The 25,540-nt window shown below is 70.2% G+C and carries 21 protein-coding genes; 14 read left to right on the top strand and 7 right to left on the bottom strand.

What is annotated here, in order from left to right; genetic code table 11:
• Positions 1–109: 109 nt before the first annotated feature.
• Entirely contained in the window at positions 110–1,246 is a 1,137-nt protein-coding gene (locus tag ACWEBX_RS00830) for an LLM class flavin-dependent oxidoreductase (RefSeq protein ID WP_451882759.1), read from the bottom strand.
• A gap of 486 nt (positions 1,247–1,732) precedes the next feature.
• Between ACWEBX_RS00830 and ACWEBX_RS00825 the strand changes: the two genes are divergently transcribed.
• The 11 genes from ACWEBX_RS00825 to ACWEBX_RS00775 all read left to right on the top strand — a co-directional run bounded on the left by ACWEBX_RS00825 (position 1,733) and on the right by ACWEBX_RS00775 (position 11,864).
• On the top strand, positions 1,733–1,834 hold the full coding sequence (locus tag ACWEBX_RS00825; protein WP_389843847.1) for a putative leader peptide: 102 nt from the start codon (positions 1,733–1,735) through the stop codon (positions 1,832–1,834).
• 200 nt (positions 1,835–2,034) lie between these two features.
• A complete protein-coding gene (locus ACWEBX_RS00820) occupies positions 2,035–3,264 on the top strand; it encodes an acyl-CoA dehydrogenase family protein (RefSeq protein ID WP_451882758.1) in 1,230 nt (409 codons plus the stop codon).
• 46 nt (positions 3,265–3,310) lie between these two features.
• Positions 3,311–3,769 (top strand): RrF2 family transcriptional regulator, encoded by a 459-nt coding sequence (locus ACWEBX_RS00815; protein ID WP_451882757.1) that lies wholly within the window; start codon positions 3,311–3,313, stop codon positions 3,767–3,769.
• Between the two features lie 202 nt (positions 3,770–3,971).
• Positions 3,972–4,760 carry a GntR family transcriptional regulator gene (locus ACWEBX_RS00810; protein ID WP_451882756.1) on the top strand — a complete coding sequence of 263 codons (789 nt, stop codon included), beginning with the start codon at positions 3,972–3,974 and terminating at the stop codon, positions 4,758–4,760.
• Positions 4,761–4,800: 40 nt separating this feature from the next.
• The gene (locus tag ACWEBX_RS00805) at positions 4,801–5,028 is read left to right on the top strand and encodes a 4Fe-4S dicluster domain-containing protein (protein WP_351693958.1); all 228 of its coding nucleotides are present in this window, start codon (positions 4,801–4,803) and stop codon (positions 5,026–5,028) included.
• Positions 5,029–5,054: 26 nt separating this feature from the next.
• Entirely contained in the window at positions 5,055–6,398 is a 1,344-nt protein-coding gene (locus ACWEBX_RS00800; protein ID WP_451882755.1) for an ABC transporter substrate-binding protein, read from the top strand.
• Positions 6,395–7,315: an ABC transporter permease gene (locus tag ACWEBX_RS00795; RefSeq protein WP_451882754.1), complete on the top strand. Its 921-nt coding sequence runs from the start codon at positions 6,395–6,397 to the stop codon at positions 7,313–7,315. Before ACWEBX_RS00800 ends, ACWEBX_RS00795 begins: the two co-directional genes overlap by 4 nt.
• A complete protein-coding gene (locus ACWEBX_RS00790; protein WP_451882753.1) occupies positions 7,299–8,066 on the top strand; it encodes an ABC transporter ATP-binding protein in 768 nt (255 codons plus the stop codon). Before ACWEBX_RS00795 ends, ACWEBX_RS00790 begins: the two co-directional genes overlap by 17 nt.
• Before the next feature lie 11 nt (positions 8,067–8,077).
• Positions 8,078–10,861: a fumarate reductase/succinate dehydrogenase flavoprotein subunit gene (locus ACWEBX_RS00785; protein ID WP_451882752.1), complete on the top strand. Its 2,784-nt coding sequence runs from the start codon at positions 8,078–8,080 to the stop codon at positions 10,859–10,861.
• Positions 10,862–11,002: 141 nt separating this feature from the next.
• Positions 11,003–11,479 carry an Asp23/Gls24 family envelope stress response protein gene (locus ACWEBX_RS00780; protein WP_451882751.1) on the top strand — a complete coding sequence of 159 codons (477 nt, stop codon included), beginning with the start codon at positions 11,003–11,005 and terminating at the stop codon, positions 11,477–11,479.
• Positions 11,480–11,552: 73 nt separating this feature from the next.
• A complete protein-coding gene (locus ACWEBX_RS00775; protein ID WP_451882750.1) occupies positions 11,553–11,864 on the top strand; it encodes a DUF3040 domain-containing protein in 312 nt (103 codons plus the stop codon).
• A 46-nt stretch (positions 11,865–11,910) separates the two neighbouring features.
• Here ACWEBX_RS00775 and ACWEBX_RS00770 read toward each other — a convergent pair whose 3' ends face one another.
• On the bottom strand, positions 11,911–13,431 hold the full coding sequence (locus ACWEBX_RS00770; protein ID WP_451882749.1) for a CHAP domain-containing protein: 1,521 nt from the start codon (positions 13,429–13,431) through the stop codon (positions 11,911–11,913).
• A gap of 11 nt (positions 13,432–13,442) precedes the next feature.
• Complete coding sequence (locus tag ACWEBX_RS00765) at positions 13,443–14,294, bottom strand: helix-turn-helix domain-containing protein (protein ID WP_451882748.1); 852 nt, start codon at positions 14,292–14,294, stop codon at positions 13,443–13,445.
• Positions 14,295–14,570: 276 nt separating this feature from the next.
• Here ACWEBX_RS00765 and ACWEBX_RS00760 point away from each other — a divergent pair, with 276 nt between their 5' ends.
• Both ACWEBX_RS00760 and ACWEBX_RS00755 read left to right on the top strand, forming a co-directional pair.
• Positions 14,571–15,179, top strand: coding sequence for a PadR family transcriptional regulator (locus ACWEBX_RS00760; protein ID WP_451882747.1), 609 nt, complete (start codon positions 14,571–14,573; stop codon positions 15,177–15,179).
• A 70-nt stretch (positions 15,180–15,249) separates the two neighbouring features.
• The gene (locus tag ACWEBX_RS00755; RefSeq protein WP_451882746.1) at positions 15,250–16,971 is read left to right on the top strand and encodes an acyl-CoA dehydrogenase family protein; all 1,722 of its coding nucleotides are present in this window, start codon (positions 15,250–15,252) and stop codon (positions 16,969–16,971) included.
• A 260-nt stretch (positions 16,972–17,231) separates the two neighbouring features.
• On the opposite strand, the gene ACWEBX_RS00750 is transcribed toward ACWEBX_RS00755, so the two are convergent.
• The 3 genes from ACWEBX_RS00750 to ACWEBX_RS00740 all read right to left on the bottom strand — a co-directional run bounded on the left by ACWEBX_RS00750 (position 17,232) and on the right by ACWEBX_RS00740 (position 19,777).
• Positions 17,232–18,932, bottom strand: coding sequence for an FG-GAP and VCBS repeat-containing protein (locus tag ACWEBX_RS00750; RefSeq protein WP_451882745.1), 1,701 nt, complete (start codon positions 18,930–18,932; stop codon positions 17,232–17,234).
• A gap of 228 nt (positions 18,933–19,160) precedes the next feature.
• Positions 19,161–19,538 carry a fic family toxin-antitoxin system, toxin component gene (locus ACWEBX_RS00745; RefSeq protein WP_451882744.1) on the bottom strand — a complete coding sequence of 126 codons (378 nt, stop codon included), beginning with the start codon at positions 19,536–19,538 and terminating at the stop codon, positions 19,161–19,163.
• The gene (locus ACWEBX_RS00740; RefSeq protein WP_361689080.1) at positions 19,538–19,777 is read right to left on the bottom strand and encodes a hypothetical protein; all 240 of its coding nucleotides are present in this window, start codon (positions 19,775–19,777) and stop codon (positions 19,538–19,540) included. Before ACWEBX_RS00740 ends, ACWEBX_RS00745 begins: the two co-directional genes overlap by 1 nt.
• 235 nt (positions 19,778–20,012) lie before the next feature.
• On the opposite strand from ACWEBX_RS00740, the gene ACWEBX_RS00735 reads away from it, so the two are divergent.
• The gene (locus tag ACWEBX_RS00735; RefSeq protein WP_451882743.1) at positions 20,013–20,885 is read left to right on the top strand and encodes a hypothetical protein; all 873 of its coding nucleotides are present in this window, start codon (positions 20,013–20,015) and stop codon (positions 20,883–20,885) included.
• A gap of 60 nt (positions 20,886–20,945) precedes the next feature.
• Here ACWEBX_RS00735 and ACWEBX_RS00730 read toward each other — a convergent pair whose 3' ends face one another.
• Positions 20,946–25,220 carry a discoidin domain-containing protein gene (locus ACWEBX_RS00730; protein ID WP_451882742.1) on the bottom strand — a complete coding sequence of 1,425 codons (4,275 nt, stop codon included), beginning with the start codon at positions 25,218–25,220 and terminating at the stop codon, positions 20,946–20,948.
• Positions 25,221–25,540 lie beyond the last annotated feature (320 nt).

Here is a 25,540-nt window from a genome sequence, read left to right as displayed (position 1 = left end):
ACAAGACCAAAAACTCTTTTTTTTTTTATGTCAGTCTTCACCACATGTGTCCACTCCCCACCCCGGCCCTCGACTCGCGCGCGAGTCGAGGGCCGCTGTGCGACGGGCGTCAGCCCTGTGCCGCCACGGCGTTCCGGGTGCCGAGCGTCGCCCGCTCGGCGTCGCGCTTCGCGACCTCTTCCCGGACGATCGGGATCACGTACCGGCCGAAGTCGATCGCGTCGTCCAGCAGGTCGTAGCCGCGGGCGGAGAGGATGTCGACGCCCAGGTCGTAGTAGTCCAGCAGTGCCCGGGCGACCGTCTCCGGGGTTCCGACCAGGGCGTTGGAGTTGCCCGCGCCTCCGGTCGCGGCGGCGGTGGGGGTCCACAGGGCGCGGTCGTACCGCTCCCCCGCCTCGGCGATGGCGATCAGCCGTTGCGAGCCGGTGTTCTGGGGCCGGCCGCCAACACTGTGCCGTCTGGTGAGCGGCTCGCCCTTCTCCCTGCGGGCCTTGATCGCGCCGACGGTGCGGTGGGCCTTCTCCCAGGCCAGTTCCTCGGTCGGGGCGATGATCGGTCGGAACGCGACCTGGATGCGCGGCACTTCGGTACGGCCCGCCGCCTTCGCCGCGGCTTTCACCGCCTCGATCTGCTCGGCGGTCTTCTCCAGGGGCTCGCCCCACAGGCAATAGATGTCGGCTTCGGCGCCTCCGGCGGCGTACGCGGCGGGCGAGGAGCCGCCGAACGACACGGCGGGGCGTGGCTGCTGGACCGGAAAGACGTCGCTCACGAAGTCGTGGAAACGGTAGCGCTCGCCTTCGTGGTCGAAGGGCTCGTGGGTGGTCCAGATCTTCTTGACGATCCGGATGTACTCCCGCGTGCGGGCGTAGCGTTCGTCCTTGGTGAGGGTGTCGCCCTCGCGACCCTGTTCACGGTCGTTGCCGCCGGTGATGAAGTGCACGGTGAGCCGGCCCTCGCTGATCTGGTCGAGGGTGGCGAAGGTCTTCGCGGCGAAGGTCGGGTACGAGACGTTGGGCCGGTGGGCGAGCAGGATCTGGAGTCGGTCCAGCCTGCTGGCGATGTAGGCGGCGGCCGGGGCGGGATCCGGCGATCCGGAACCGTAGGCGAACAGCACCCGGTCCCAGCCGTTGTCCTCGTGCGCCCGCGCGAGCCGGAGCGTGTACTCCTTGTCGAAGGCGGCGCCGGAGCGCGGGGTGGTCTCGGAGCCGTCATGGGTGGCGGCGATGCCAAGGAACTCCACGGGCATGGGAAATGGCCTTTCTGAGGTCCTGTGGGTGTGCCCGGATTCGGGCTCGGGTCGCGTCGGGCGACGAGAGCGCGTGACAGGTCGCGCAGCCCGGCCCGAACACGAAGACGAAGACGAAGACGAAGACCAACGAATTCGAATTCAGGGGGTGTTCAGCACACGCTGACCGCGATGCCGCAAAGGGAGAACCCCGCCCGGGAGAGGTCACCTAGGGAGGGACGGGCCGTTCGGACGGCCCGTTGCCGCGTCAGGCGCAACAGGCGGCGGACCACACCCGACCGAAGTCGATGTGGTCGCGGGTGACCAGGCGATGCTCCGCGTTCATGCGACTCATTGAGCAGTACATCTGGCGTCCCGTCAACTACGGCCCGTATGCCGGCCGACCGGCCTTGGCCGGTACCCATCGGGCCGTACCGCCGCCCGTGGGACCGCTCCCGCTTATTTCCTATCGATTTACTAGGAAACCATTGACCGCACGTCCAACGGATGCGCAGGATGATGTACATGCCCCCCACGCAGCAGCGACTGGTTCGCCGTCGACACGTCGACTTCGGTCGCGTCGCCAGCGCCATCTGTCGCGCCGCGTAGGACGCCCGGCACCCGTTGCGCGTGCCGCCGAACCGTCTCTCGCTCCCCGGTGATCCCGCGATACCTCCCGCCCAGAGCCGGGCGGCACCCGGCGGGCACCGCATCGCCACCGTCCGGCGCATGGGCCACGCCTGCGTGCCCCGGCCGGCGGAAGACTCCCGACACGGCGCCTGGCCGCCGAATGTGAGGAAACCATCACCATGGCCGTTGCCACCGCACCGTCCGGAGCCGACTCCGCATCCGACCGCACCGGACCCGACCTCGCGCACTGGCTGCGCGCGGCCCGCGAGACGGCCGATGACCTGGCAACGGACGCGGTGGCCAGGGAGCAGGCGGGCAAGACCCCCTTCGACGAGGTATCCCGGCTGCGCGAGGCGGGACTGCTGACGCTGCTGGTCCCGGCCGACGCCGGGGGAGGCGGCGCGGACTGGACGACGGCCTACGGCGTCGTCCGGGAGATCTCCGCCGCCGACGGCGCGATCGGTCAACTGCTGGGCTGTCACTACTTCTTGTCGTGGAGCGCGCTGTCCTTCGCCGACTCCGCCCGCGCCACCGAGGCCGTGCAGCGCTCCACCAAGAAGCCCCACCTCTGGGGTGGTGGCTTCGCCCGCCAGGAACCCTCGCTGAGGCTGGCCAGGAAGGGCGGGGGCTTCGTCCTGGACGGCCGGCAGAGCTACGCCACAGGGGTCCTGGTCGCCGACCGCCTGGCCGTACGAGGCGAGCGGACCGACACCGGCGAGCCCTTCGCCGTATTCGTCGATCCCGCCCATCCCGGCGTACGGATCGAGGGCGACTCGGACGCCTTCGGGCAGCGGCTCGCGGCCGGCGGCAGCGTGGACTTCCACGCCGTGCCCGTCGCCGCCGCCAACGTGCTCGGATCCCTGTCCGCGGACGAGGACGTCCTGTCGCCGCCGACCGCCTTCACCTCGCCGGTCGGACACCTTCTCTCCGTCCAGCTTCTCCTCGGCATCGCCGAGGGCGTGCTCACCGAAGTGCGCGAGTACAGCAGGGCGGGGCACCGGCTCCGGCATCCCGCCTGGCCGGCCGGCTCCGCCCCGGACCCGCGGACGCTGACCCTGCACGGGGAACTCACCGTTCTCACCCGCTCCGCCGCGGCACTCGCCGAGCAGGCGGTGCAGGCCGTAGCCGTCGGACTGGCACGCGGCGAAGACCTGAACTACGACGAGTACGCGGAGATCTCCGTCCTCGTGGCCATGGCCGAAGCCGCCGCGTCCAGGGCCGCGCAGGAGTCCACCACGCGCGCCCTCGACGTCATCGGCGCTCGCTCGGCGTCCACGCGGCTGGGATTCGACCGCTTCTGGCGCAACGCGCGCACCCACACGCTGTACGAGCCGGTCGGTCACCGTCTCCGTGACGTCGGGGACTACTTCCTCAACGGCGCGCACCCTCCCTTCGTCCTGCCCGTCTGAACGAGAGAGCGTGAAACCGAACCGAGTCGTACGGGATAATGCGCACATGCGGATTTCAGCCAGGGCGGACTACGCGGTACGGGCCGCGCTGCAACTCGCCGCGTCGCGGGACGAGGGGCCGTTGAAGGCCGAGGCGATCGCCGAGGCGCAGGACATTCCGCACAAGTTCCTCGAAGGCATCCTGAACGACATGCGCCGCGGTGGTCTCGTGCTCAGTCAGCGCGGCGGCAACGGCGGCTACCGCCTGGCCAGGCCCGCCGGGGCCATCACCATCGCCGACGTCATTCGCGCCGTGGACGGGCCCCTCGTCTCGGTGCGCGGGGTCCGCCCCCCGGATCTCTCCTACACCGGTCCCGCCCAGTCGCTGCTCCCCCTGTGGATCGCGCTGCGGTCCAACGTGCGCGAGATCCTCGAAGGCGTCTCGCTCGCCGACGTCGCGTCGGCCCAACTGCCCGCCGAGGTCTGCGCGCTGACCGAGACGCCGGCAGCCTGGACCAACCCCTGACGCTCAGCGCCGGCATCGCTCCCATCGCTCGCTCGGGTGGGCGCAGTCGACGCACGGGGGCTTCCCCACGGCCGACCGGTCACTGGCACATCTGACCCCGGTGTGCCGATAACCGCAGGTCAGCCACACATCCGGCCTCTCCTCAAGTGGCGCAACATTCCGGCAACACGGCTTTCCCCAGTGGATCGGTAGGGTTCGATCCGTGCCTCCCACCGACCGCATCCGAGACCACGCCGGCCAGGGCGCGACCACCGTCGCCGCCCACCGCGCGCGGCGCCGGCTGCGCGCCGACCGGGCCCGGCAGCTCGCCGATCTGCTCCGCCACCAGCTCCTCACCGGCGGCTTCCCCACGGACACGTTGCCTCACGAGTCGATCCTCGCCGGCGACTACCGCGCCTCCCGCAACACGGTCCGCCAGGCCCTCGACCTGCTGCGCGCCGAAGGCCTCGTCGAACGTCAGCCGGGCGTCGGCACCGTGGTCGTCGCCCGGAAGTACCCCCACGGCCTCGACCGCCTGATGGGCCTCGCCGAAACCCTCCATGAGCACGGGCGGGTCACCAACGAGGTCCGTACGGCGGGCCCCGCCCCGGCACCGGCCCCGGTCGCCGACCGCCTCCAGGTCCCGCCCGGCACCGACGTCCTCTACATCGAACGGCTGCGGCGCCTGGCCGGCCTCCCGCTCTCCCTCGACCTCACCTACATCCCCCTCGACATCGGCACCGCCCTGCTCGGCGCCGATCTGGAGAACACCGACGTCTTCCGCCTCCTGGAAACCATCACCGGCCGGCCCCTGGGTCACGCCGAGATCACCCTGGAGGCGGTCACCGCGGACGCGCACTCCGCCGCCGTGCTCGAAGCCCCGCGCGGCACGGCCGTCCTCATGCTGGAACGGCTCACGCACCTCGCCGACGGCCGTCCGGTCGACCTGGAGTTCATCCGGTTCCGCGGCGATCGCATCACCATGAGCGGCCTCCTGCACCGCTCCCACTGACACAACCACCTTCCTCCGCACGACCTTTCCGGAGACAGCCATGCCCTTGGCACCCCAGCGGGCCGACGTGCCCGTGACCATCGACCAGTCGAAGTGCATCGACGGCTGCACGCTCTGCGTGGACATGTGCCCCCTGGACTCCCTCGCCATCGACGAGAGCAACGGCAAGGCGTACATGCACGTCGACGAGTGCTGGTACTGCGGCCCGTGCGCGGCCCGCTGTCCCACCGGAGCCGTCACGGTCAACATGCCCTACCTGCTCCGGTGACAGGTCTCGAAAGGTATCGAACTTCCATGAAACGCACCGCAGTTGCCGCCACTCTCCTCCTACTCCTCCCCCTGACGGCGTGCGGCGGCACCGCCACGGCGGGAGGGGACGGCTCCACCGTCACGGTCACGGTCGGCTACCAGTCCAAGACCATCAACACCGTCACGGCAGGCACCCTCCTGCGCTCCCTCGGCGCATTCGAGAAGGAACTCGACGCCCTCCACGACGGCCACACCTACAAGGTCGACTGGCAGGACTACGCCACCGGCGCCCCCATCACCGCCCAGATGACCGCGGGCAAGATCGACATCGGTTCGATGGGCGACTTCCCCCTCCTCATCAACGCGGCCCGGGGCAGGCAACTCAACCGCCCCACGCGCCTCGTATCGGTCACCGGCTACAACCTCCGCGGCGGCCTCAACACCATCGTCACCGCTCCCGACTCCACGATCGGCTCGCTCGCGGGCCTCAAGGGCAAGAAGGTCTCGACGAGCATCGGCTCGGCCGCCGACGGCACACTCATACGGGCCCTTCAACGCGCCGGCATCGATCCCGACAAGGGCATCCAGAAGCTCAACCAGCAGCCCGCCGTGGGGGCTTCGGCCCTCTCCGCGGGCAGCGCCGACGCACTGTCCCAGTTCGTCGCCTGGCCGGGCCTGCTCACCTACCAGGGCAAGGCGAAGGCCTTGTACGACGGCGCCGAGCTCGACCTGCCGACCTTCCACGGTGTCACCGCCCGCGAGGACTTCGCCCAGAAGCGGCCCGCCGTCCTGGAAGCCTTCCTCAGGGCCCAGGCGGAGGCCACGGACTATCTCGACGCCCACCCCGTCAACGCCGCCGAGAAGGTCGCCGAGGCCACCGGGCTGCCCGCCGAGGTCGTCTACCTCTACAACGGCGCCCACGGCATCTCCACCTTCGACCCGGCGATCAAACCGCGGCTCGTCTCCGCCCTGAAGCAGGACGTGACGATCCTCAAGGCCGCGAAGCTCACCGGCGACGTGGACGTCGACGCCTTCGTCGACGACCGGTACGTCAGGAAGGCCCTCGGAGCCGCCTACGCCGAGCACCTGGCCACCAGGCCCGCGGCGGCCGCCGGCGAGGTGTGGCCCAAGGGCGCCCGGCAGACCCGTACCTTCAAGTCCCCCGCGCAACTGCTCAGTTATGTCGCCGGGCACAAGGCCGCGATCCGCGCCGCCTACGTGCCGGACGCCACCACCGGCACTCTGTGGTTCGCCGACAAGGCGGTGTGGGTGACCGACGGCGGCCGGCTGCTCCCCTTCGTCGCACCGGCGACCGCGAAGGCGTACGTCGCCGGGCACACGGGCGCCCGGGTCGTCACGTACGCCGACGCACTGCGGCGGGCGTCATGAGCCGCGCCCCACGACAAGCCGCGGCCCGCTTCGCGCCCCGATATCCGCGCCGGGCGGGCCGGTTCGCCCTGCGGCTCGGCTCACTGGCGGGCGCCCTCGGGGTGTGGCAGTTGCTGACCGGCCTCGACGTCGACCTGTGGCTGCGCTTCTCGCAGTTCCCCACCGTCGCCGACGTGGCGCGCAGCTTCGCCGACCGTCTGTCCGGCCCGGACTACTGGACGGACCTCACCGACAGCCTCACCCGCATCCTCTCCGGCTTCCTGCTCGCCGCCGTCCTGGGCGTGGCCACGGGCGTGCTCGTGGCCCGCTCCCGCCTCGCCGAGGACCTGCTCGGCCCGCTGCTCGAAGTCGTCCGGCCCATCCCGGCCATCGCCCTGGTCCCCGTGGCGATCCTCCTGTTCCCCTCCAACGAGCAGGGCATCGTCTTCATCACCTTCACGGCCGCCTTCTTCCCGGTGCTCGTGTCGACCCGGCACGCCGTGCGCGCGCTGACCCCGGTGTGGGAGGAGGCGGTGCGCACCATGGGCGCCGGACGTCTGCGTGTCCTCGGCTCGGTCGTCCTGCCGGGCGCGCTGCCCGGCGTCTTCGGCGGCCTGTCGGTCGGCCTCGGCGTCTCGTGGATCTGTGTCATCTCCGCCGAGATGATCTCCGGCCAGTACGGCGTCGGCTATCGCACCTGGCAGGACTACACGATCGTCAACTACCCCGGTGTGTTCGTGGGGATGGTCACGATCGGTGTCCTCGGCTGGATCACCTCGACGGCCGTGGAGGTCCTGGGCCGTCGCCTGACCCGCTGGCTGCCTCGTACGTCGTACGTGCCCGGCGCGCGGGTGCCGCGGCAGACACGCGGCGCCACCGTCCCCGTACGGGCTGTGCCCAGGACCGAGAAGGACGTGCCCCATGACCAGCTCGTCTGACGTCCGTTCCCGGTCGCGCACCGGAGCGGCCATCGCCCTGCGCGACGCCGCCCTCGGCCGCCCGGGCGCGCCCGTGCTGCACGGGGTGAACCTCGACGTCGCCCCCGGCGGGATCCTCACCGTCGTCGGCCCCTCCGGCTGCGGCAAGTCGACGCTGCTGCGCACGCTCGCCGGACTGCTGTCTCCCCTCACCGAAGAGGTCACCCAGGACGGGGACCGCCTGACGGGCCCGTCCGCCGACCGCGCCCTGATCTTCCAGGAGGACGCCCTGCTGCCCTGGCGGACCCTTCGCGCGAACGTCGAACTGCCCCTCGCCATACAGGGGTTGCCGCGTGCCGAACGCCGCGCCCAGGCCGATTCCTGGCTCACCCGGGTCGGACTCGCCGAGCAGTCGGGGCAGTTGCCCCACCGTGTGTCCGGCGGCCAGCGGCAGCGCGCTCAACTGGCCCGCGCCCTGGCGCCGGCGCCGCGCGCCGTCCTCATGGACGAACCGTTCGGCGCTCTCGACGCCCAGACCCGCGCCGGCATGCAGGATCTGCTGGTCGAGGTGTTGCGGGGGACGGGCGCGACCGTCGTGTTCGTGACCCATGACGTCGACGAGGCCCTGTTCCTCGGTGACCGGGTGGCACTGCTCGGCTCCGGCCGGCTCGCCGCGCTGCACGACGTGCCGCGCCCCCGCGACCGCGCCGCGCACGACGACCCGGCGCGCGTGGCGCTGCGCCGCGAAGTCCTCTCCTCGCTCGGTACCTGAAAGGCCCTTCGGTGACCACCTCCGTGAACACCCTCCTGGAGATCCCCGCCCTCGGCGAAGCCGAGGAGCTGAGCTGCGACGTCCTCGTCATCGGGGGCGGGACCGCCGGCACGATGGCGGCGCTGACGGCCGCCGAACACGGCGCGGACGTCCTGCTGTTGGAGAAGGCCCACGTCCGCCATTCCGGCGCGCTCGCGATGGGCATGGACGGCGTCAACAACGCGGTCGTCCCGGGTCGCGCGGAGCCCGACGACTATGTCGCCGAGATCACCCGCGCCAACGACGGCATCGTCGACCAGTCCACCGTCCGCCAGACCGCCACCCGCGGCTTCGCGATGGTGCGGCGCCTGGAGTCGTACGGGGTGAAGTTCGAGAAGGACGAACACGGCGAGTACGCGGTCCGCCAGGTGCACCGCTCCGGCTCCTACGTACTGCCGATGCCGGAGGGCAAGGACGTCAAGAAGGTCCTGTACCGGCAGTTGCGGCGGCGAGAGATGCGGGAACGGATCCGCATCGAGAACCGGGTGATGCCGGTGCGCGTGCTGACAGCGGGCGGGAAGGCCGTGGGGGCGGCCGGGTTCAACACCCGAACGGGGCGGTTCGTCACCGTCCGCGCGGGCGCTGTGATCCTGGCGACCGGCGCCTGCGGCCGCCTCGGTCTGCCCGCCTCCGGGTACCTGTACGGGACGTACGAGAACCCGACCAACGCGGGCGACGGCTACGCCATGGCGTATCACGCGGGCGCCGAACTCACCGGTATCGAATGCTTCCAGATCAACCCGCTGATCAAGGACTACAACGGTCCGGCCTGCGCCTACGTGGCCAATCCCTTCGGCGGCTACCAGGTCAACCGGCACGGAGAGCGATTCGTCGACTCCGACTACTGGTCCGGGCAGATGATGGCCGAGTTCGCCGCCGAGGTGGCGTCCGACCGCGGCCCGGTGTACCTGAAACTGAGCCACCTCCCGGAGGAGTCGGTCGCCGCCCTGGAGACCATCCTGCACTCGACCGAGCGCCCGACGCGGGGCACGTTCCACTCCGGCCGCGGCCACGACTACCGTACGCACGACGTGGAGATGCACATCTCCGAAATCGGTCTGTGCGGCGGTCATTCGGCCTCGGGGGTACGGGTGGACGACCACGCCCGTACGACCGTCCCGCGCCTGTACGCCGCCGGCGACCTGGCCTGCGTACCGCACAACTACATGATCGGCGCGTTCGTCTTCGGCGACCTGGCGGGCGCGGACGCCGCCCAGTACACCGCGTACGAAGGCGAGTTGCCGTCCGGACAACTGCGCGAGGCCCACGAACTGGTCTACCGCCCCCTGCGCAACCCGGACGGCCCCCCGCAGCCGCAGGTCGAGTACAAACTGCGCCGCTTCGTGAACGACTACGTGGCCCCGCCGAAGTCCGGTGCCCGGCTGTCCCTGGCACTGGAGGCGTTCGAGCGGATGCGGGCCGACATCGCCGCGATGGGCGCCCGCACCCCGCACGAGCTGATGCGCTGCGCCGAGGTCACCTTCATCCGCGACTGCGCGGAGATGGCGGCGCGGGCGTCCCTGGCCCGTACGGAGTCCCGCTGGGGCCTCTACCACGACCGCCTCGACCACCCTCGGCGCGACGACACGTCCTGGTTCCACCACCTGGACCTGTACAAGTCCCCATCCGGGAGGATGGAGTTCACGGCCCGCCCGGTGGCTCCGTACGCGGTACCGGTCGACGGTTTCCGTCCGGTCGGCGGTCCTTCCCGTCACCTCGGTGAGGTCCACCCGGAGCAGGTGGCGACAGCCGGGACCCGGGAAGCGGCGCCGGTGGCGATGGGACCCGGGACCACACCGACGGGCACGGCCCTCCCCCACGGTGGCGCCACCGAGACACCTGCCACGCCTCGCCTGCTCCAACTCCTCTCGCTCGCGGAGGAGGAGCCCGAACTCGCTGCTGTCGTGCCCTACTTGACCGACCCCGACCCCGTCGTCCGCAGGACCGCCGTCACCGTGCTGACGGAGACCGTGCCGCCCGGCACCGGACCGGCCCTCGCCGCCGCGCTCGTCGACGCCGACGCGGGCGTGCGCGAGGCCGCGGCGGGCTCACTGCGCGAACTCGTGGAGACACTGCCGGCCGAAGACGCCCTGCGCGAGGGACTCGCCTTCGCCCTCTCGGCGGACGACCCCGTCGTACGCGCCGCGGCACTCGACGTCCTGCGCGCCCTTCGCCTCGGTGACGCCGAACTGTTCAGCGGGTCCCTGTCCGACTCCAGCATCGCCGTCCGCATCGAGGCCGTGCGGGCGCTCGTGTCGGTCGACGCCACCGAAGAGGTCGCCCGTGCGGCCGGGGACCCGTCCCGCGAGGTCCGCGTCACGATCGCCAGGGCGCTGGGCACCGCGGTCACCGGTCGGCTCGGCGACACGGCCCCGGCGGGATCCGGGCCGGTCCGGGCCCGCTCGGTGCTGGCCGAGCTCATCGCCGATCCGGACGCCCTGGTGCGCGCGGCCGCCTACGCGGCGCTGGCCGCCATCGGCTGCCCGGCACCCCTGGACGCCCAGGCCGTGGCGGCACTGTCCGACACGGCCTGGCAGGTCCGGGCCGGTTCCGCCACGGCCCTGTCGGCCGCGGACCCCGGCACGGCCGTCCCCGCCCTGGCCAAGGCGCTCGTCGACCCGAACGCCGACGTACGCAAGGCGGCCGTACTCGCGCTGACCCACCACCGCGCCACCGAGGACGCCCGCGCGGCCCTGGCCACGGCGACAACGGACTCGGACGCGGACGTACGGGCCTACGCGGCGCGAGCGGTGTGACGACGCCCCCGGTTCGGACGGTGCGCCATCCGCCCCGGATCGCACGAATTGGGCCATTCGTGTGACGATGGCTGAGGGACGAGGGCCGTCCCCCCTTGAGTGTCACGCGAGGTGTCCGCACGGAAGACCGAGGAGGTCCTGATGACGGACCTGACCACTCGCTCCGCGACCACCAGGAACGAAACGGGCGGGGCCACGGGCACCCGGCGCTCCGGCACCGGTGATCCGGGCGGCAAGGGACGGACCACCATCGCCGACGGCGTGGTGGCCAAGATCGCGGCGGCGTCCGCACGCGATGTGCCCGGCATCCACGGCCTCGGCACCGGCATGACCCGGGCCCTCGGGTCCGTCCGCGACCGGGTGCCCGCCGGGCGCCCCGGTCAGACCCGCGGTGTGAGCGTCGAGGTCGGCGAACGGCAGACCGCGGTGGATCTCGACGTCGTCGTCGAATACGGGTACCCCATCACGGACGTGATCGCGGACATGCGTGTCGCCGTGGTCACCGCCGTCGAGCGCATGACCGGCCTGGAGGTCGTCGAGGTGAACGTCGCCGTCGGTGACGTGCACCTGCCGGACGAACCGGACGAGGAACCGCAGGATGGCCCTCGTGTGACGTGACCCGCCGCCCCGGCGCCGCCGGAGGCTCGCGCCCACCGGCCGCCGTGGAAGAACCCTCAGGAGGTGCGTCGCCGTGGATGAAAGGGATCGCGCCGACGGTGTCCGTCTCACAGCGCGCGAACGTGTCGCACTGGCGGAGATCGAGGAGGGGTTGCGGCACGACCACGAGCCGCCTCCGCGCCGCCCGTCCGGCGGGCGCCGACTCCCCATCACCGTCGCACTGCTGCTCATGTGCTCGGTGGCGCTCGCGGTGATCGGCATCCGCACCTCGGACGCCGCCCTCCTCTGGAGCTTCGCGGTCGTGTGGCCGCTGACCGTGCTGCAGATCATCAGGTTGCTGGGCCGCTGGATCAGAACCACGGGCCCTTTCACTCCGTGGTTCTGACCGGTTCGCGGCCTCCGGGCCGGCACACGAATTCACGAACGGTGCGTCAGCAGTCCCGGATGGGAGCTCCGTTCTCGTCGTTGGCGACGTCGTTGCCTTGGCCGCTCAGGTAGTAGGCGGAGACATAGTCCCGGCCGCCCGTATCCAAATCGGTGTACAACCACCAGTGATTGAACGCACTACCCGAACCCACCTGAGCACCCCACACCCGGCACAAGACATAGTTCCGCCCCGCGTACAGCGCGCCGCCGTGGTCGCGCCCGGGAGCGGAGGCGAACGTCGTCACCCAGGACCGGCCGCCGCCGTCGTCACCGGAGTTGCAGTCCGGGACGGGTGCTCCGCTCTCGTCGTTCGCGACGTCGTTGCCCTGGCCGCTCAGGTAGTAGGCCGAGACATAGTCCCGACCGCCCGTATCCAGATCCGTGTACAGCCACCAGTGATTGAACGCACCACCCGAACCCACCTGAGCACCCCACACCCGACAGAAGACATAGTTCCGCCCGGCGTTCAACGTGCCGCCCGTGTCACGGCCGGGCGCGCTGCTGAAAGTGCGCACCCAGTACCTGCCTCCACTGCGTCCGGTGCCGCTGGTCTCGCCGTCACAGTCCGGGAGCGGTGCGCCGTTCTCGTCGTTGGCCACGTCGTTGCCCTGGCCGCTCAGGTAGTAGGCCGAGACGAAGTCGCGGCCTCCGGTATCCATGTCCGTGTACAGCCACCAGTGGTTGAACGCGCTGCCGGAACCGACCTGAGCACCCCAGACACGGCAGAAGACGTAGTTCCGCCCCGCGTTCAGCGTGCCGCCGTGGTCGCGCCCGGGAGCGGAGGAGTACGTCCTCACCCAGCTCTTGTAGTTGCTGGTGCCGCCGCTGCCGCCCGTGCTGCCGCCACCGCTGCCCTGAAGCGGCCGGCCGTTCAGCACCGGACTGACATAGCCGTCGATCGCCTCGGAACCGCCGAAGTGGGTGCCACGCGTCCAGTCGAGGGTGTCCTCGCGCACTTTGGCGGTATGGGCGTAGTGAGCCTGCTCGTCGCCTTCAGGGCCGCGGGTGTTCTCCTCTCCGCCGACGTCACCGCTCACGAAGCTCACCTCACCGGTGATCGCCGAGACACGGACGACGATGGCGACGTGGTGCACGACGCCCTTCTGGCTGCCGGCCGTGTCGTGGAACAGCACGGCGTCGCCGAGCTGTGGAGTGGCGTGTTCGCCGCCGTACGCGCTGGCCATCTGCTTGAAACTGGCGGCAGCCGGGGTCAGCCCGTCGGTGCGAAATCCGGCGTAGGCCCACACCCAGCGGGCGAAGTCGGCACACCAGTACTCGCCCCGGCCGCCCCGGCCGCTGCAGCTCGTCAGGTATCCGGGGCTGCACACCGTGCCGGGCCCGCCGTTGTTGACGGAAACCGACAACTGGCTGCGCGCGACGTTCGCGATCTGGTTGAGGGCTTCCACAGGGGTGTCGTCCGCGCGGGCCAGCGCGGACGGGAAGCCGGCGTAGAAGGCGGCGGTGAGCAGTGCGGTGACCGCGACCGCGCCCCGGCGCAGGGGTCTGGTGAGGCGTCGGAGTTTCATGGCACTGGACGCTAGGGACGGGACCGTATCGTTGTCTTGGACGTATCCGATCCGCACTGCTCAGGTCCGGCGGGGCCGAGGCAGCCGCACGGTCGCAGCCGGGAGAAGTACGTCGCCGGGGACACCCCCATGAACTCGCGCATGTCGCGGTTGAGGTGCGGCTGGTCGCAGAACCCGTACTCCGCCGCGAGCTCCGGCCAGTGCGAACGGCCCGGTTCGGCGTACCGCAGCAGACGTCCGAGGCGGATCAGCCGGCCGGCGGACTTGGGAGCCATCCCCACCTGCCGGTGGAACACCCGGCCGAAGTGATCGCGGCTCCACCCTGCTTCCGCCGCCAGGCCGGCGACCGGGGCACGGCCCGCGGAACGCGCCAGCCGGTGCCAGGCCCTGACGACCTCGGGGCTCGGCCGTGATCCGGCTTGGGCCCGGCGCAGCAGGAAGCCGTCGAGTGCCGCGAGGTGGGCGGCGGGCGTGTCGGCGCCACGGAATCGGTCGGCGAGCAGCTGTCCGGCCGTTCCGAACAGGTCGCCGAGGTCCACGATCCCCTTGCCCAGCTCGCCGAGCAGCCCGCCGAGCAGCACGTACGCCCCCAGGGGGGTAAGCCGCAGGCCGACCCAGTCGACTCTCGTCGGCGAGACGGATTCCCGGGCCCCGTATCGGTACAAGTGCCCGGGTCCGACGGCGTACGCGGAGGGGAAGCCGGGCGGGGCCGCTCCGATGTTGACGTTGAGCGACACGCTCAGGCCTGCGGGCACCGCGATGACCTCCCCCGGTTCGAGCAGTTCGGAACCCAGGTGATAGCCGCCCATGACCAGGCCGCGCAGGGCCGGGTGCGCTGGATGGACACGTGCGTGGACATTCATCGACCCGACCCCCGTGCCGCGTCCGACTGTCTGTCTTGTTGTCTGTCCGCTGTGCGCTGTGCGCTGTGCGCTGTGCGCTCCCTACGATCCCGGACGAGCGCGCACGGCATCCGCGACAGCGCCGGTGAATACCGGCCAATTCCCTGCCTCAGGCCACCAACGTCGCCATGATCGCCTCGCGAGGCACCATGCGGTGCGCTGCGGCCCGGGTGAGCCGTGTCTCACCCGGGCCGCGGCGCTTGTCTATGCAACGAGTTGCATAGAAAGCTGTGCGGTATGGCGCTCGAACACGCGATCCTCGTCTCCCTGCTGGAAAAGCCGGGGTCCGGCTACGAACTGGCCCGACGCTTCGAGCGGTCCATCGGGTATTTCTGGACCGCGACGCACCAGCAGATCTATCGCGTGCTCAAGCGCATGGAGAGCGAGGGCGTGCTCGCCGTCCGGGACGTGCCGCAGCGGGGGCGACCGGACAAGAAGGTGTACTCGGTCGCCGGCCCCGGGCGTGCCACCCTCTCGCAGTGGCTGCACGAGCCGATCGAACCGGAGAGCATCCGCCACGAACTGGCGGTGAAGATCCGCGGCGCCGCCTTCGACGACCCGGCGGCGCTCGTCGACGAGGTCGAGCGGCACCACCGGATCCACAGCGACCGGCTCGCGCGCTATCTCGCCGGAGAGCTGCGCGACTTCACCGGTCCGGACGCGCCCGCCCCGCTCGACGCCGGTCAGGAACTCCAGCACGTCGTGCTCCGCGGTGGCATCGCGTACGAGCGGATGACGATCGCCTGGCTCGACGACGTGCTCGCCACGCTCCACACGCTCGGCACGACGGCCGAACCGACGGGCGGATGCGACCCGCAGGACGCCCCTGCGCGGCAGTCGGCCTGACCCACCCCCGCTTCCTCCGTCTCCCCGTCATGCAATCTCCAACCCCCCATCCCCCGGAAGGCGAACCTCTGTGACCACCACTCCCTTGCTGTTCAACCCGAACACCTACGACCCGGCGCACTTCGACCCCGAGACGCGCAGGCTGCTGCGCGCCACCGTCGACTGGTTCGAGGAGCGCGGCAAGCGCCGGATCATCGAGGACTACCGCACCCGCGCCTGGCTCGGTGACTTCCTCGCCTTCGCCGCCAAGGAACGGCTGTTCGCCACCTTCCTGACCCCGGCCTCCGCCGCCACGGACGAGGACCAGCGCTGGGACACCGCCCGGATCGCCGCCCTGAACGAGATCCTCGGGTTCTACGGTCTCGACTACTGGTACGCCTGGCAGGTGACCATCCTCGGTCTCGGCCCGGTCTGGCAGAGCGAGAACGCCACGGCTCGCGCGCGTGCCGCGGACCTCCTGTCCCAGGGCGAGGTGTTCGCCTTCGGTCTGTCCGAGAAGGCCCACGGCGCCGACATCTACTCCACCGACATGCTGCTGGAGCCCCAGGCCGACGGCGGCTTCCGGGCAAGCGGCTCCAAGTACTACATCGGCAACGGCAACGCCGCCGGTCTCGTCTCCGTGTTCGGCCGGCGCACCGACGTCGACGGCCCGGACGGATACGTCTTCTTCGCCGCCGACAGCCGCCACCCGGCGTACCACCTGGTGAAGAACGTCGTCGACTCCTCCAAGTTCGTCAGCGAGTTCCGCCTGGAGGACTACCCGGTCGCCCCCGAGGATGTCCTGCACACCGGCCGTGCCGCCTTCGACGCGGCCCTCAACACGGTCAACGTCGGCAAGTTCAACCTCTGCACCGCCTCGATCGGCATCTGCGAGCACGCGATGTACGAGGCCGTCACCCACGCGCAGAACCGCGTCCTCTACGGCCGCCCTGTCACCGCGTTCCCGCATGTCCGCCGGGAGTTGACCGAGGCGTACGTCCGACTCGTCGGCATGAAGCAGTTCAGCGACCGCGCCGTCGACTACTTCCGTACGGCGGGTCCTGAGGACCGCCGCTACCTTCTCTTCAACCCGATGACGAAGATGAAGGTGACCACGGAGGGCGAGAAGGTCATCGACCTGATGTGGGACGTGATCGCCGCCAAGGGCTTCGAGAAGGACAACTACTTCTCCCAGGCCGCCGTCGAGATCCGGGGCCTGCCCAAGCTCGAGGGCACCGTCCACGTCAACCTCGCGCTGATCCTCAAGTTCATGCGCAACCACCTGCTGGACCCGATCGACGTGCCCGCCGTGCCGACCCGTCTGGACGCGGCCGACGACGACTTCCTCTTCCGGCAGGGACCGGCGCGTGGCCTGGGTTCCGTTCGCTTCCACGACTGGCGCGCCGCCTACGACGCCTACGCCGAGGTCCCGAACGTCGCCCGCTTCCGCGAACAGGCCGACGCGCTGTGCGAGTTCGTCACCACCATGGCCCCCGACGAGGCGCAGAGCCGCGACCTCGACTTCCTCCTCTCCGTAGGCCAGTTGTTCGCCCTGGTGGTGCACGGACAGCTCATCCTGGAGCAGGCGCGTCTGACGGACCTGGACGAGTCGGTGCTCGACGAGCTGTTCTCCGTGCTCGTCCGCGACTTCTCCGGCCACTGCGTCGAACTGCACGGCAAGGACTCCGCGACCGAGCGGCAGCAGGCCTGGGCACTGGGCGCGATCCGACGCCCCGTCGTGAACGAGGCACGTTCGGCCGAGATCTGGGAGCGCGTGGAGGCGCTGTCCGGGGCGTACGAGATGTCGCTTTGACATGCTCCTCGCCCTGAAGGGCGAGGATTCCGGCCGCCTCGACCTCGACCGGCTGTCGTGCTGCTACACGGCACGACAGCCGGCCGGGATTCCATGGCTTCCTGATTCTTCGAGCTGTGCCGGGATCGCTCCTGGGCCTTACCGGCGCTCCGCAGGCCGATCCGCCGGTCCGGCGACCGTCTTCACGTTGATCACGGCGTTGGTGTCCCGGTCGTGGACGGTCGTACGTGGCAAGGCGGCCATCATGACTGATCCCGCGGTCAGGAGTTGAAGTCCGCGCCCAGTGCGGAGTTGAACTGCTTGGGGGCACGCAGGGTGCTGGGCCCGATGACGATCGAGCCATTCGAGGTGACCCCGCACGCCGTCGCCGGAAACACCCAGACCGAGCCGCGAGCGCCGTGCGGGGTGCCGTCCGGGGCGACCTCACCTCCGGCGAGCACTTCGGCACGGCCGTCGCCGTCGATGTCGACGATCTTGGTCGCCGCCCCGAACGCGTCGGCGCTCTGAGCGACGCCGGGCACGCCCCTGGTGTCCTGGGTGAGGAGCTGCGCGCCCTCTCCGGTCAGGCCGTGCGCGGTTCCCCGCATCGTGAGGACACTGCCCGCGCCGTCCGCACCGCCGACGTCCTTCGCAGGTGTCCCGACGGATACGTCCGCGTACCCGTCACCGTCGATGTCGCCCACCGAGACACCGGTGCCGAAGTACTCGGTCCCGCCCTCCTCGTCGGCTCCCGAATCCTCATGGGCGACGCCGGGTATGCCAGGGCTGTCCTGGTTGAGCATCGTCGTCTTCTCGACGTCGGGGCCGCTCCTGCCGCCCGGCAGATAAATGACCGCGCCACTCTTGAGGCGCGGCAGACGGTGCTTCCTGGCGTACTCCTCCTCCACCACCCCGCTGCCTCCGCCGTCGACGGAGACGAACTGGAAGAACGCGTTGGTGACGACGTCGGCGTAGCCGTCACCGTTGACATCCCCGACGGCCACCGCTCTACCGGCATCCTGAGGACCGTGGATCCCGCCCAGGGCAGCGCCGGCGGTGAGGCCGCCATGGGTGCCCTTCCAGTAGAGGACGTTGCCTCGGCTCGCGCTCCCGTTCTCCGTCGCGCCCACGGAGACCAGGTCGGTGATGCCGTCACCGTTCATGTCCCCCGTGGCCAGGTCCCTCATCTCCGCCTTGCGCGGGCCCTTCACGTCGTGCACGCCGCCGGCCGGCGTGCCGTCACGCCCGAACGGCCCGGACAGGACGCGCAGGTCGCCACCCCGGACCTGTGTCGCCACATCCGGCGCGCCGTCGCCGTCGAAGTCCCCCGCCACGATGAGCGAGCCGACCCCGTCGTGGGAGGTGGCGCGACTGGGCAGCGTGACCGAGCCGGTCAGCTCGTGCCGGCCTCCCCAGATGACCGAGAGGGATCCCTGCCAGTGATACCGGCGGAGTCGCCCGTCTTCGTACCCGCCGCTTCCGTACGCTTCGTCGAAAGCGTTCTCGCGGGACCCGACGATCAGGTCCGCGTACCCGTCCTGGTCGAGGTCCGCGGTGGTCACGGAACTGCCGTAGTGGTCACCCGGTTCGCCGACCCCCGGCACGCCGGGCTTGTCCTGGTCGAAGACCTGCTTGGACGAGATCCGCAGGCCGTGGGACGAGCCGTACACGACGGCCACATAGCCGGGCTTTCGACGGGCTTTCCCTCGGCCGAGGTCGCCGTTCGGAACAGGGAAGGCGACATCGGAGTAGCCGTCACCGTTGAAGTCGTCATGGAGCGTTCCCCGGCGGGGCTCGCCGGCACCGGATGAGGCACTCGGCGTGCCGTTCCCACACCAACCGGCCGGAGAGGCGCCGTACACCTCGCTGTCGGCGCCGCGCTCTGGTTCACCGGGGTCGGCACTCGTGCACGCCGTCATGGACAGGCCGATCGCGATGGTCAGCACCAGGCCCCGGGCGTGTGTGGTTCGGTGTGCCTTCATCGGCGTCCTCCATGTGGTGCGCGCACGCGTGCGCCCACCACCCGTCAGGCCTCCCGGTCAGCAGGTGTCACGGGGACGGCGGCCTTCTCAGGAGCGTCGAACAGGGCGGGTTCACAGGCGCGCGGATGCGGTTCCTTGTTCACCCTGCAAGACCCGCCGGCCGGGGAGTCAGTTGCCCGGCTGCACGTGATGATCCGACAACGATGGCATGGAGGTTCGGCGGACGGCTCATACGCCGGTGGGCCAGGTCCGCAGGAGAGCGGCGATCTTCCCGGCGGTGCAGGCGGGGTCGAGGAGCAGGTCCCTGAGGGCGACGGCGTCCGCGCGTACGGGCTTGACCCCGATCCCGGCGGCTTCGAGGTACATGACACCGCTGGCCGCGGCGACGGCGAGGTTGGAGCGCTCCAGCCAGCGGCAGCGGCCCAGGGTGTGCACCAGGGCGGCGGCTTTGGCGTAGGCGCCGTCGTAGACAGGCTGCTCGAACAGTTCGGCGCGGTGGCGGGCGACCGCCGAGGCGGGTACGCCGTAGTCGTCCGGCGCCGGATCGTCGGCTCCGGCGGCCTCGGCGACCTGCAGGATCCAGGGAACGTCGATGTGCAGATCCATCAGGCCGCGTGCGCTCCCCTAGCCGTCTGCTGGGCCTGCTCGGCCTCGTCGAAGACGCTCTGGTGCTCGGTCAGGAAGCGGGCGGCCGCGTCCACCGCACGGGCGCGCAGGCCACTGGTGTCGTCCTGCACCAGCCGGGCGAGATAGTCCCCGATGCTGAGCCCCAGGTCGGCGGCCCGCTTCTTCGCGAGGTCCGCGACTTCCTCGTCCACGCGCGCGCCCAGCTGTGTCTTCGCCATACCGGCATGGTAACAGTTGTTACCAACCAAGGGGGGTGAACGAGGAAACCGACGGCTCCAGCACGTACTCTGTCCCCCGGCGCTCTCAGACGGCGTGCGGATGGGGGACCGCCGTCCATGCCCCCGCGGAACGAAGGAGCGCGCCCGCGCTCGGGCCGAACGTCCGGCACCGCCCCGGCGTCACAGGTCTGGCGCCGGATTCGGCTCCACTCCGCGTTTTCCTCTTGGGGGCATCATGAGGTCCGTCAAACTGCTCGTCGCCCTCGGCCTGGTCGCCGCCGCGGCCGTCGGATGCGGCGACGACAGGGCACCCGCCGGCGGCCGTGCCGGTGGCCAGGACCCCCACGACCGCGCCCGCCGCGTCGCCGCCGCCTGGGAGGGCTCCGAGGCGGCGCGCGTGTGGCGGCACGGCTACTACCCGCTCGGCGACGCCGTTCAACTGCCCGAGGGGGCCTTTCACAACGACGCCGACAAACGCGCGTACACCACCCAGAACTTCGAACTGCGCGCCTCCCTTCCCGACGCACCCGTGAAGCAGGCGAAGATCCGGTGGCGCGACGGCGACTCGCTCACCCTCCCCCTCACCTCGGCACGGGCGGCCTACGACAAGCTCGGCCGCGGCCGGAACTCCGGCCCGGCCCTCACCGTGACCGGTGCCCGGCTCGGCGAGATGACGGTGCCGACCAGCCGGGGGACGGCGACGGCGCCCGCCTGGCTCTTCACCGTCAAGGGCTACGACACTCCGCTCAAACGCGTCGCGGTCACCCCCTCGGAACTCCCCCGCTCCCCGATCGGGGCCGTACGGGAGCAGACGGCCGAGCTGGGACCGCTCGCCGGGCTGGACACGATCGCACGGGACGGCAGGACGCTCACCCTGCGCGCCGAGCACGGAGCATGCGACGACGGCCCGGCCGTCGACGTGCTCGAGACCGGGGGCAGTGTGGTGCTCTCGGCCTCGGTCCGGGGCACCTCCGACGGGCCGTGCACATCCGAACTGCGCGTCGAGAAGGTGAAGGTGAAGCTGCGCCACCCCGTCGGCGACCGCATCCTCCTCGACGCGTTCACCGGCAAGCCCGTTTCCCACCGGCAGCCCGGCTCCGCCTCGTGAACGCACCACGGGGCCGCCCTCGGTGAGGGCGGCCCCGTGCCGTTCAGTGCCGGCCGGCTCCTACTCGATATTGATCTTGAAGGTGCTGGTCGTGTTGCGGATGTCCTGGGCGTTGCCGCTCATCCGCAGGTTGCGGAAGGTGGCCTCGCCGACGGCGGGTCCCTGACCGGGCTCGGGCAACTCGTTGGCCCAGATGCCGAATCCGGACTTGGCGTCGAAGGCGTCCCCGCTCTTCTTGGAGTTGGTGATGGAGATGTCCGTGAAGATGGTGTCCTTCACCGGGAACTGCGCCTGCCCACCGACGTAGTTGGTCTGGAACATCACGCCTCCGTAGGTGGAGTCGTCGATGTCGACGTCGTTGACCCGGATGCCCTGGAAGACCTTCGAGGCGGAGAACGCCCAGATGGCGGGGAAGACCTGCGAGCCCCAGAAGTGGCCGCCCGTCCTCTCCAGGGACACGTTCTCGATGGTCGTGGGCTCGGTCCCGAAGCCGTTCATCGGGTAGCCGAAGTCCAGCGAGGAGATGGTGATCCCGGAGTAGACCAGGGTGTCGGCCACCCGGAGGTTGCGGAAGGTGTTGTTGTAGCCGCCGTAGACGGCGATGCCGGCCGCTCTCCAGGTGAGCGTCGATGTCAGGTTCTCGTAGAGGTTGTTCTTCTCGTCGGCGCCTCCGGCGTCGATCGCCGAGAAGAGGGCGAAGCTGTCGTCGCCGGTGGCACGCGCGTCGTTGTTGACGACGTGGTTGTCCGTGGAGCCGTTCGTCATGTTGATGCCGTCGGCGAACGTGTCACGGATGCGGGAGTTCTTGATGGTCATGCTGTCGGTGTTCGCGCCCCAGTAGAGGCACACCATGTGCTCGACCCAGATGTTGTCGATGGTGATGTTCGCGACGTTGGAGAAGTCGAACACCTTGCCCGGGCCGTCGATGCGGGAGGTGTAGTTGCCGAGGTAGGTGAAGCCGGTGAACGTCGAGCCGTTGGCCGTCGAGTCGGCGCGGAAGCCGATGTCCGTGTTCTCCTGCGAGGAGGGTGCGTGGAAGCGGGTGAACCACGGGCCCGCTCCGACGACCTTGACCGCCTTGCCGTAGACCTGGATCTTGCTGGAGGTGTCGTAGTCACCGGCGGGCAGGTAGACACCGACGAGTTTGCCGGTGGTGTCCATGCGGACCTTGTCCAGGGCGTTCTGCACGTCCTGGTGGGTGAATCCGGTCGGGACCGCGTACGCGGCCGGGTCCGGGTTGGCGACCGCCGTCGCCTGCTCGGTGTTGACGAAGTCGATGGCGTACGTGGAGGAGTTGGCCGCGTCCTTCTGGAGCCGGATCTTGGAGCCGGCCTGGACGGTCCTGCCGAGCTGCAGGCTCGCCTCGTCGTAGATGTGCCGAGGGGCCCCGGAGCCGGGCGAGTTGCCGGGCGCGGTCTCACTGCCGTACAGCCAGGCGTACTTCGAGGTGAGGTCGATCGCCTTGAGGAACTGGCCGTCAACATAGACGTCGAGCGTCGAGTCGGTGCCGTCCGGGATCGAGAAGCGGGTCACCAGGGTGTTGGTGGCCGCGCGGGTGGTCCATTCGACGTACTGTCCGGTCCCGTTGAGGGTCACCGCCTTGCGGCCGCTCGCCTCGCCGGCGACATCACCGACGGTCCGGTTCGGTCCGACGACCTTGGCACCGCCACCGAGGGTGCCGTCCTCCGCCTCGTACATGTCGTACGGCATGTCGGCGCCGCGGCCGACGAACAGGGCCTGCGTGGTGGTGTTGTTGGTCCGCTTGACCGGCAGTTCGTTCGCGTCGTCGGCGATGACGGTTTTGACGGTGTACTTGCCGTTGACGGCCGTCCACGAGCCGAGGTTGACCGGAGCGGTCGTCTGGCCCGTGGCGATGGCACCGCTGTAGGAGCCGCTGAGCGTCTTGACCGTGGCGCCGGTGGAGTCCTGGACCGTCAGCGTCACGCCGTGGGTGCCGGAGGCGGAGGCCACCGTGCCCTGGTTCTTGATCGCGACGGTGAACTTGACCTCGTCGCCCGCCGAAGCGCTGGAGGGCGTCCACGAGACCGGTGCGGCCAGGAGGTCGGAGCTGGAGACGGGCTTGACGACCAGTGCGTCGGAGCGGGTGAAGGTGTTGTTCGCCTCGTTCTGCTCGATCACCTTGTTCGACGGGTCCACCTCGGCGCCGACCGGGTAACTGCCCGCGTCCCGGGCCCCGATGCTCGCGGTGACCGTCCTGGTCTCACCGGCCGCGAGGGCCGCGACGTCGGCCGTGGCGACCTTGGTGCCGCCGAGGGTGAAGTTGAGGTCGGTGGCCTTGGACGCCTTGGTCCCGCTGTTGGTGACGGTCGCCGTCAGGCTGATGGCGTCCGACTCGACGGGCGCCGCGGGCGTGTTGGTGATGCCGGTGACCTTGAGGTCGGGGTTGGCGGCCGGGGTGCCGATCACCTGGAACTCGGCGACCTGTCCGCCCGGGGCACCGGAGTTGGCCGTGAACTTGAGCTGGATGTCGGCCGCAGCCCCGGTGACCGGGATGGTCACGGTGTTCCCGCTCGACGGGTTGAACGTGTAGTCCTTCGCCGCGACGAGGCTGGTGAAGGCCGTCGCGTCCTGGTCACGGCCGAGCACCTGGATGTTCTGGGTGCGGGTCGCCCAGGCGGCGTCGGGGTTGAGCTTGACGACGACCTGGCCGAGATCGGCGTTGGCCCCCAGCTTGGTGGTCAGGGTGGCCGGGTAGGCCCCGCCTCCGCTCTCCCAATACGTGGCGATCTGGCCGTCGTTGGCGTTGGCGGCGACGTAGGTGAAGGTGGAGGAGGAGGCCTCGATGGGCTTGCCCTCGGCGAGGTTGGATCCGGAGCCGGTCGAGCCGCTCCGGGTCACGCTGTTGCTCGCCGCCGACACGTTCCCGGCGGCGTCCTTCGCCTTCACGTAGTAGGTGACGGTGGCCGGCGCCGAGGGGGTGTCGGTGTACGTCGTGACGTCGCCTGCCACGGACGTGACGAGCTGGCCGCCCGCGTAGACGTCGTAGCCGGTGACCTTGACGTTGTCGCTCGACGCCTGCCAGGAGAGCTTCACGTCGTTGCCGGACTGCGTGTAGGCGAGGTTGCCGGGAGCCGTCGGTGCCTGGGTGTCCCCGCTCGATCCCTGCCGCGTCACGCTGTTGCTGTTGGCGGAGACGTTGCCCGCGGCGTCCTTGGCCCGTACGAAGTACGTGATGTCGGTACCGGCCGGCTGGGTGTCGGTGTAGGTCAGGACGTTCCCGGCGACGGTCGCCCGTAGTTGGCCGTTGGCGTAGACGTCGTACCCGGTGACGGCCGTGTCGTCGCTCGCCGCGTTCCAGGTCAGCTTGATCTGGCCGGTGGCCGGCTCGGTGAGCGCCAGGTTCGACGGCGCGGTCGGCGCCTGGGTGTCGCCGGTGGCGGGTCCGTAGACCTCCAGCTCGGACAACTGCCCTGCGGCCCAGCCGGTGTTGGCGGTGACCAGCACGCGCACGTAGCGCGTGGTGGTCGTGTCGAGGGCGATGGTGCTCGACTGGTCGTTGGAGCTGTCGAACGTGTACGCCTTCGAGGCCGTCAGATCGGTGAAGTTCTGGTTGTCGGTGGAGCCCTGGACCTTCAGGGTCTGGCTGCGGCTCGGCCAGCCGCTGGGCAGCCGCAGCGTCACCTGGTTCACCTTGACCGATGAACCGAGGTCGACCTGGAGCCACTGCGGGAAGGCGTTGTTCGTGCTCTCCCAGTACGTGTTCCGGTTGCCGTCACCCGCGTTGGCGGCGGGGTACACGTCGGCGTGCCCGCTCTCGGTGAAGGGCTTGCCCTGCGCGAGGTTGGGGGTCGACGCGGCGGCCGTGAGGACCTGCATCTCGGCGAGCTGGGCCGTGGGTGCCACCGAGTTGCCGCTGAAGTCGGCCCGTACGTACCGGGCCAAGGTCGCGGGGAAGGAGACCTTCACCGTGTTGTCGTTGCCGGGGCTGAAGACGTACTGCGCCGACGACTTGAGCGTGGCGAAGCTCTTTCCGTCGGCGCTGCCCTGAAGTGCCAGCGTCTGTTTACGGGTCTGCCAGTGCTCGGGCAGGCGCAGCACGACCTGGCGGACGCGCTTGGTCCGCCCGAGGTCGGTCTGCACCCACTGGGCCGACTTCTTTCCGGCCTGCCAATACGTGTCGGCGTCGCCGTCGGTGACATTGACGGCCGCGTGTGCGGTGCGGGCGCTGCCGGCCTTGGTGGCGGCGTCCGCTGCGGCGTTGGGACCGCCGGCGGCGTGGGCACCGACGGCGGGCAGGCCCAGAACCATGACGGTGGAAGCCAGCGCGGCGGTCGCTGCGCGGCGTCTCCAGGATCTCGGTTTGTGTGGAGTCATGCGGGGTTCACTCCCTGCGGAGGTTCGCGCGCCGGAGGGGCGGCGGGGTCGGCTCGTTCCTGGGCAGAGCGGTGGCGCGTTATGACGAACGGCAAGAGGCGGCTGCACGCGCGCACGACGTTCCCAAGAGAGAATGCGTACGCGCAGCTTCTTGCATTGTTTCATCGCAATATTGCAGAGCAGTGCGAGCACGTCTACTACCAGGACACCACAAGTTTCACCATCAACACCCGCGTCTCAACGCCTGGGACCGACCGAGCACCCCCGCCGGACCGACACTTGGAGCAATACATGAGGCTCGTCGCGCCAGGCGAAGCAAC

Source organism: Streptomyces sp. NPDC005070 (genome assembly GCF_053600395.1).
The sequence above is the reverse complement of the archived record's forward strand: the minus strand, read 5'-3'. Positions and strand labels throughout refer to the sequence as shown.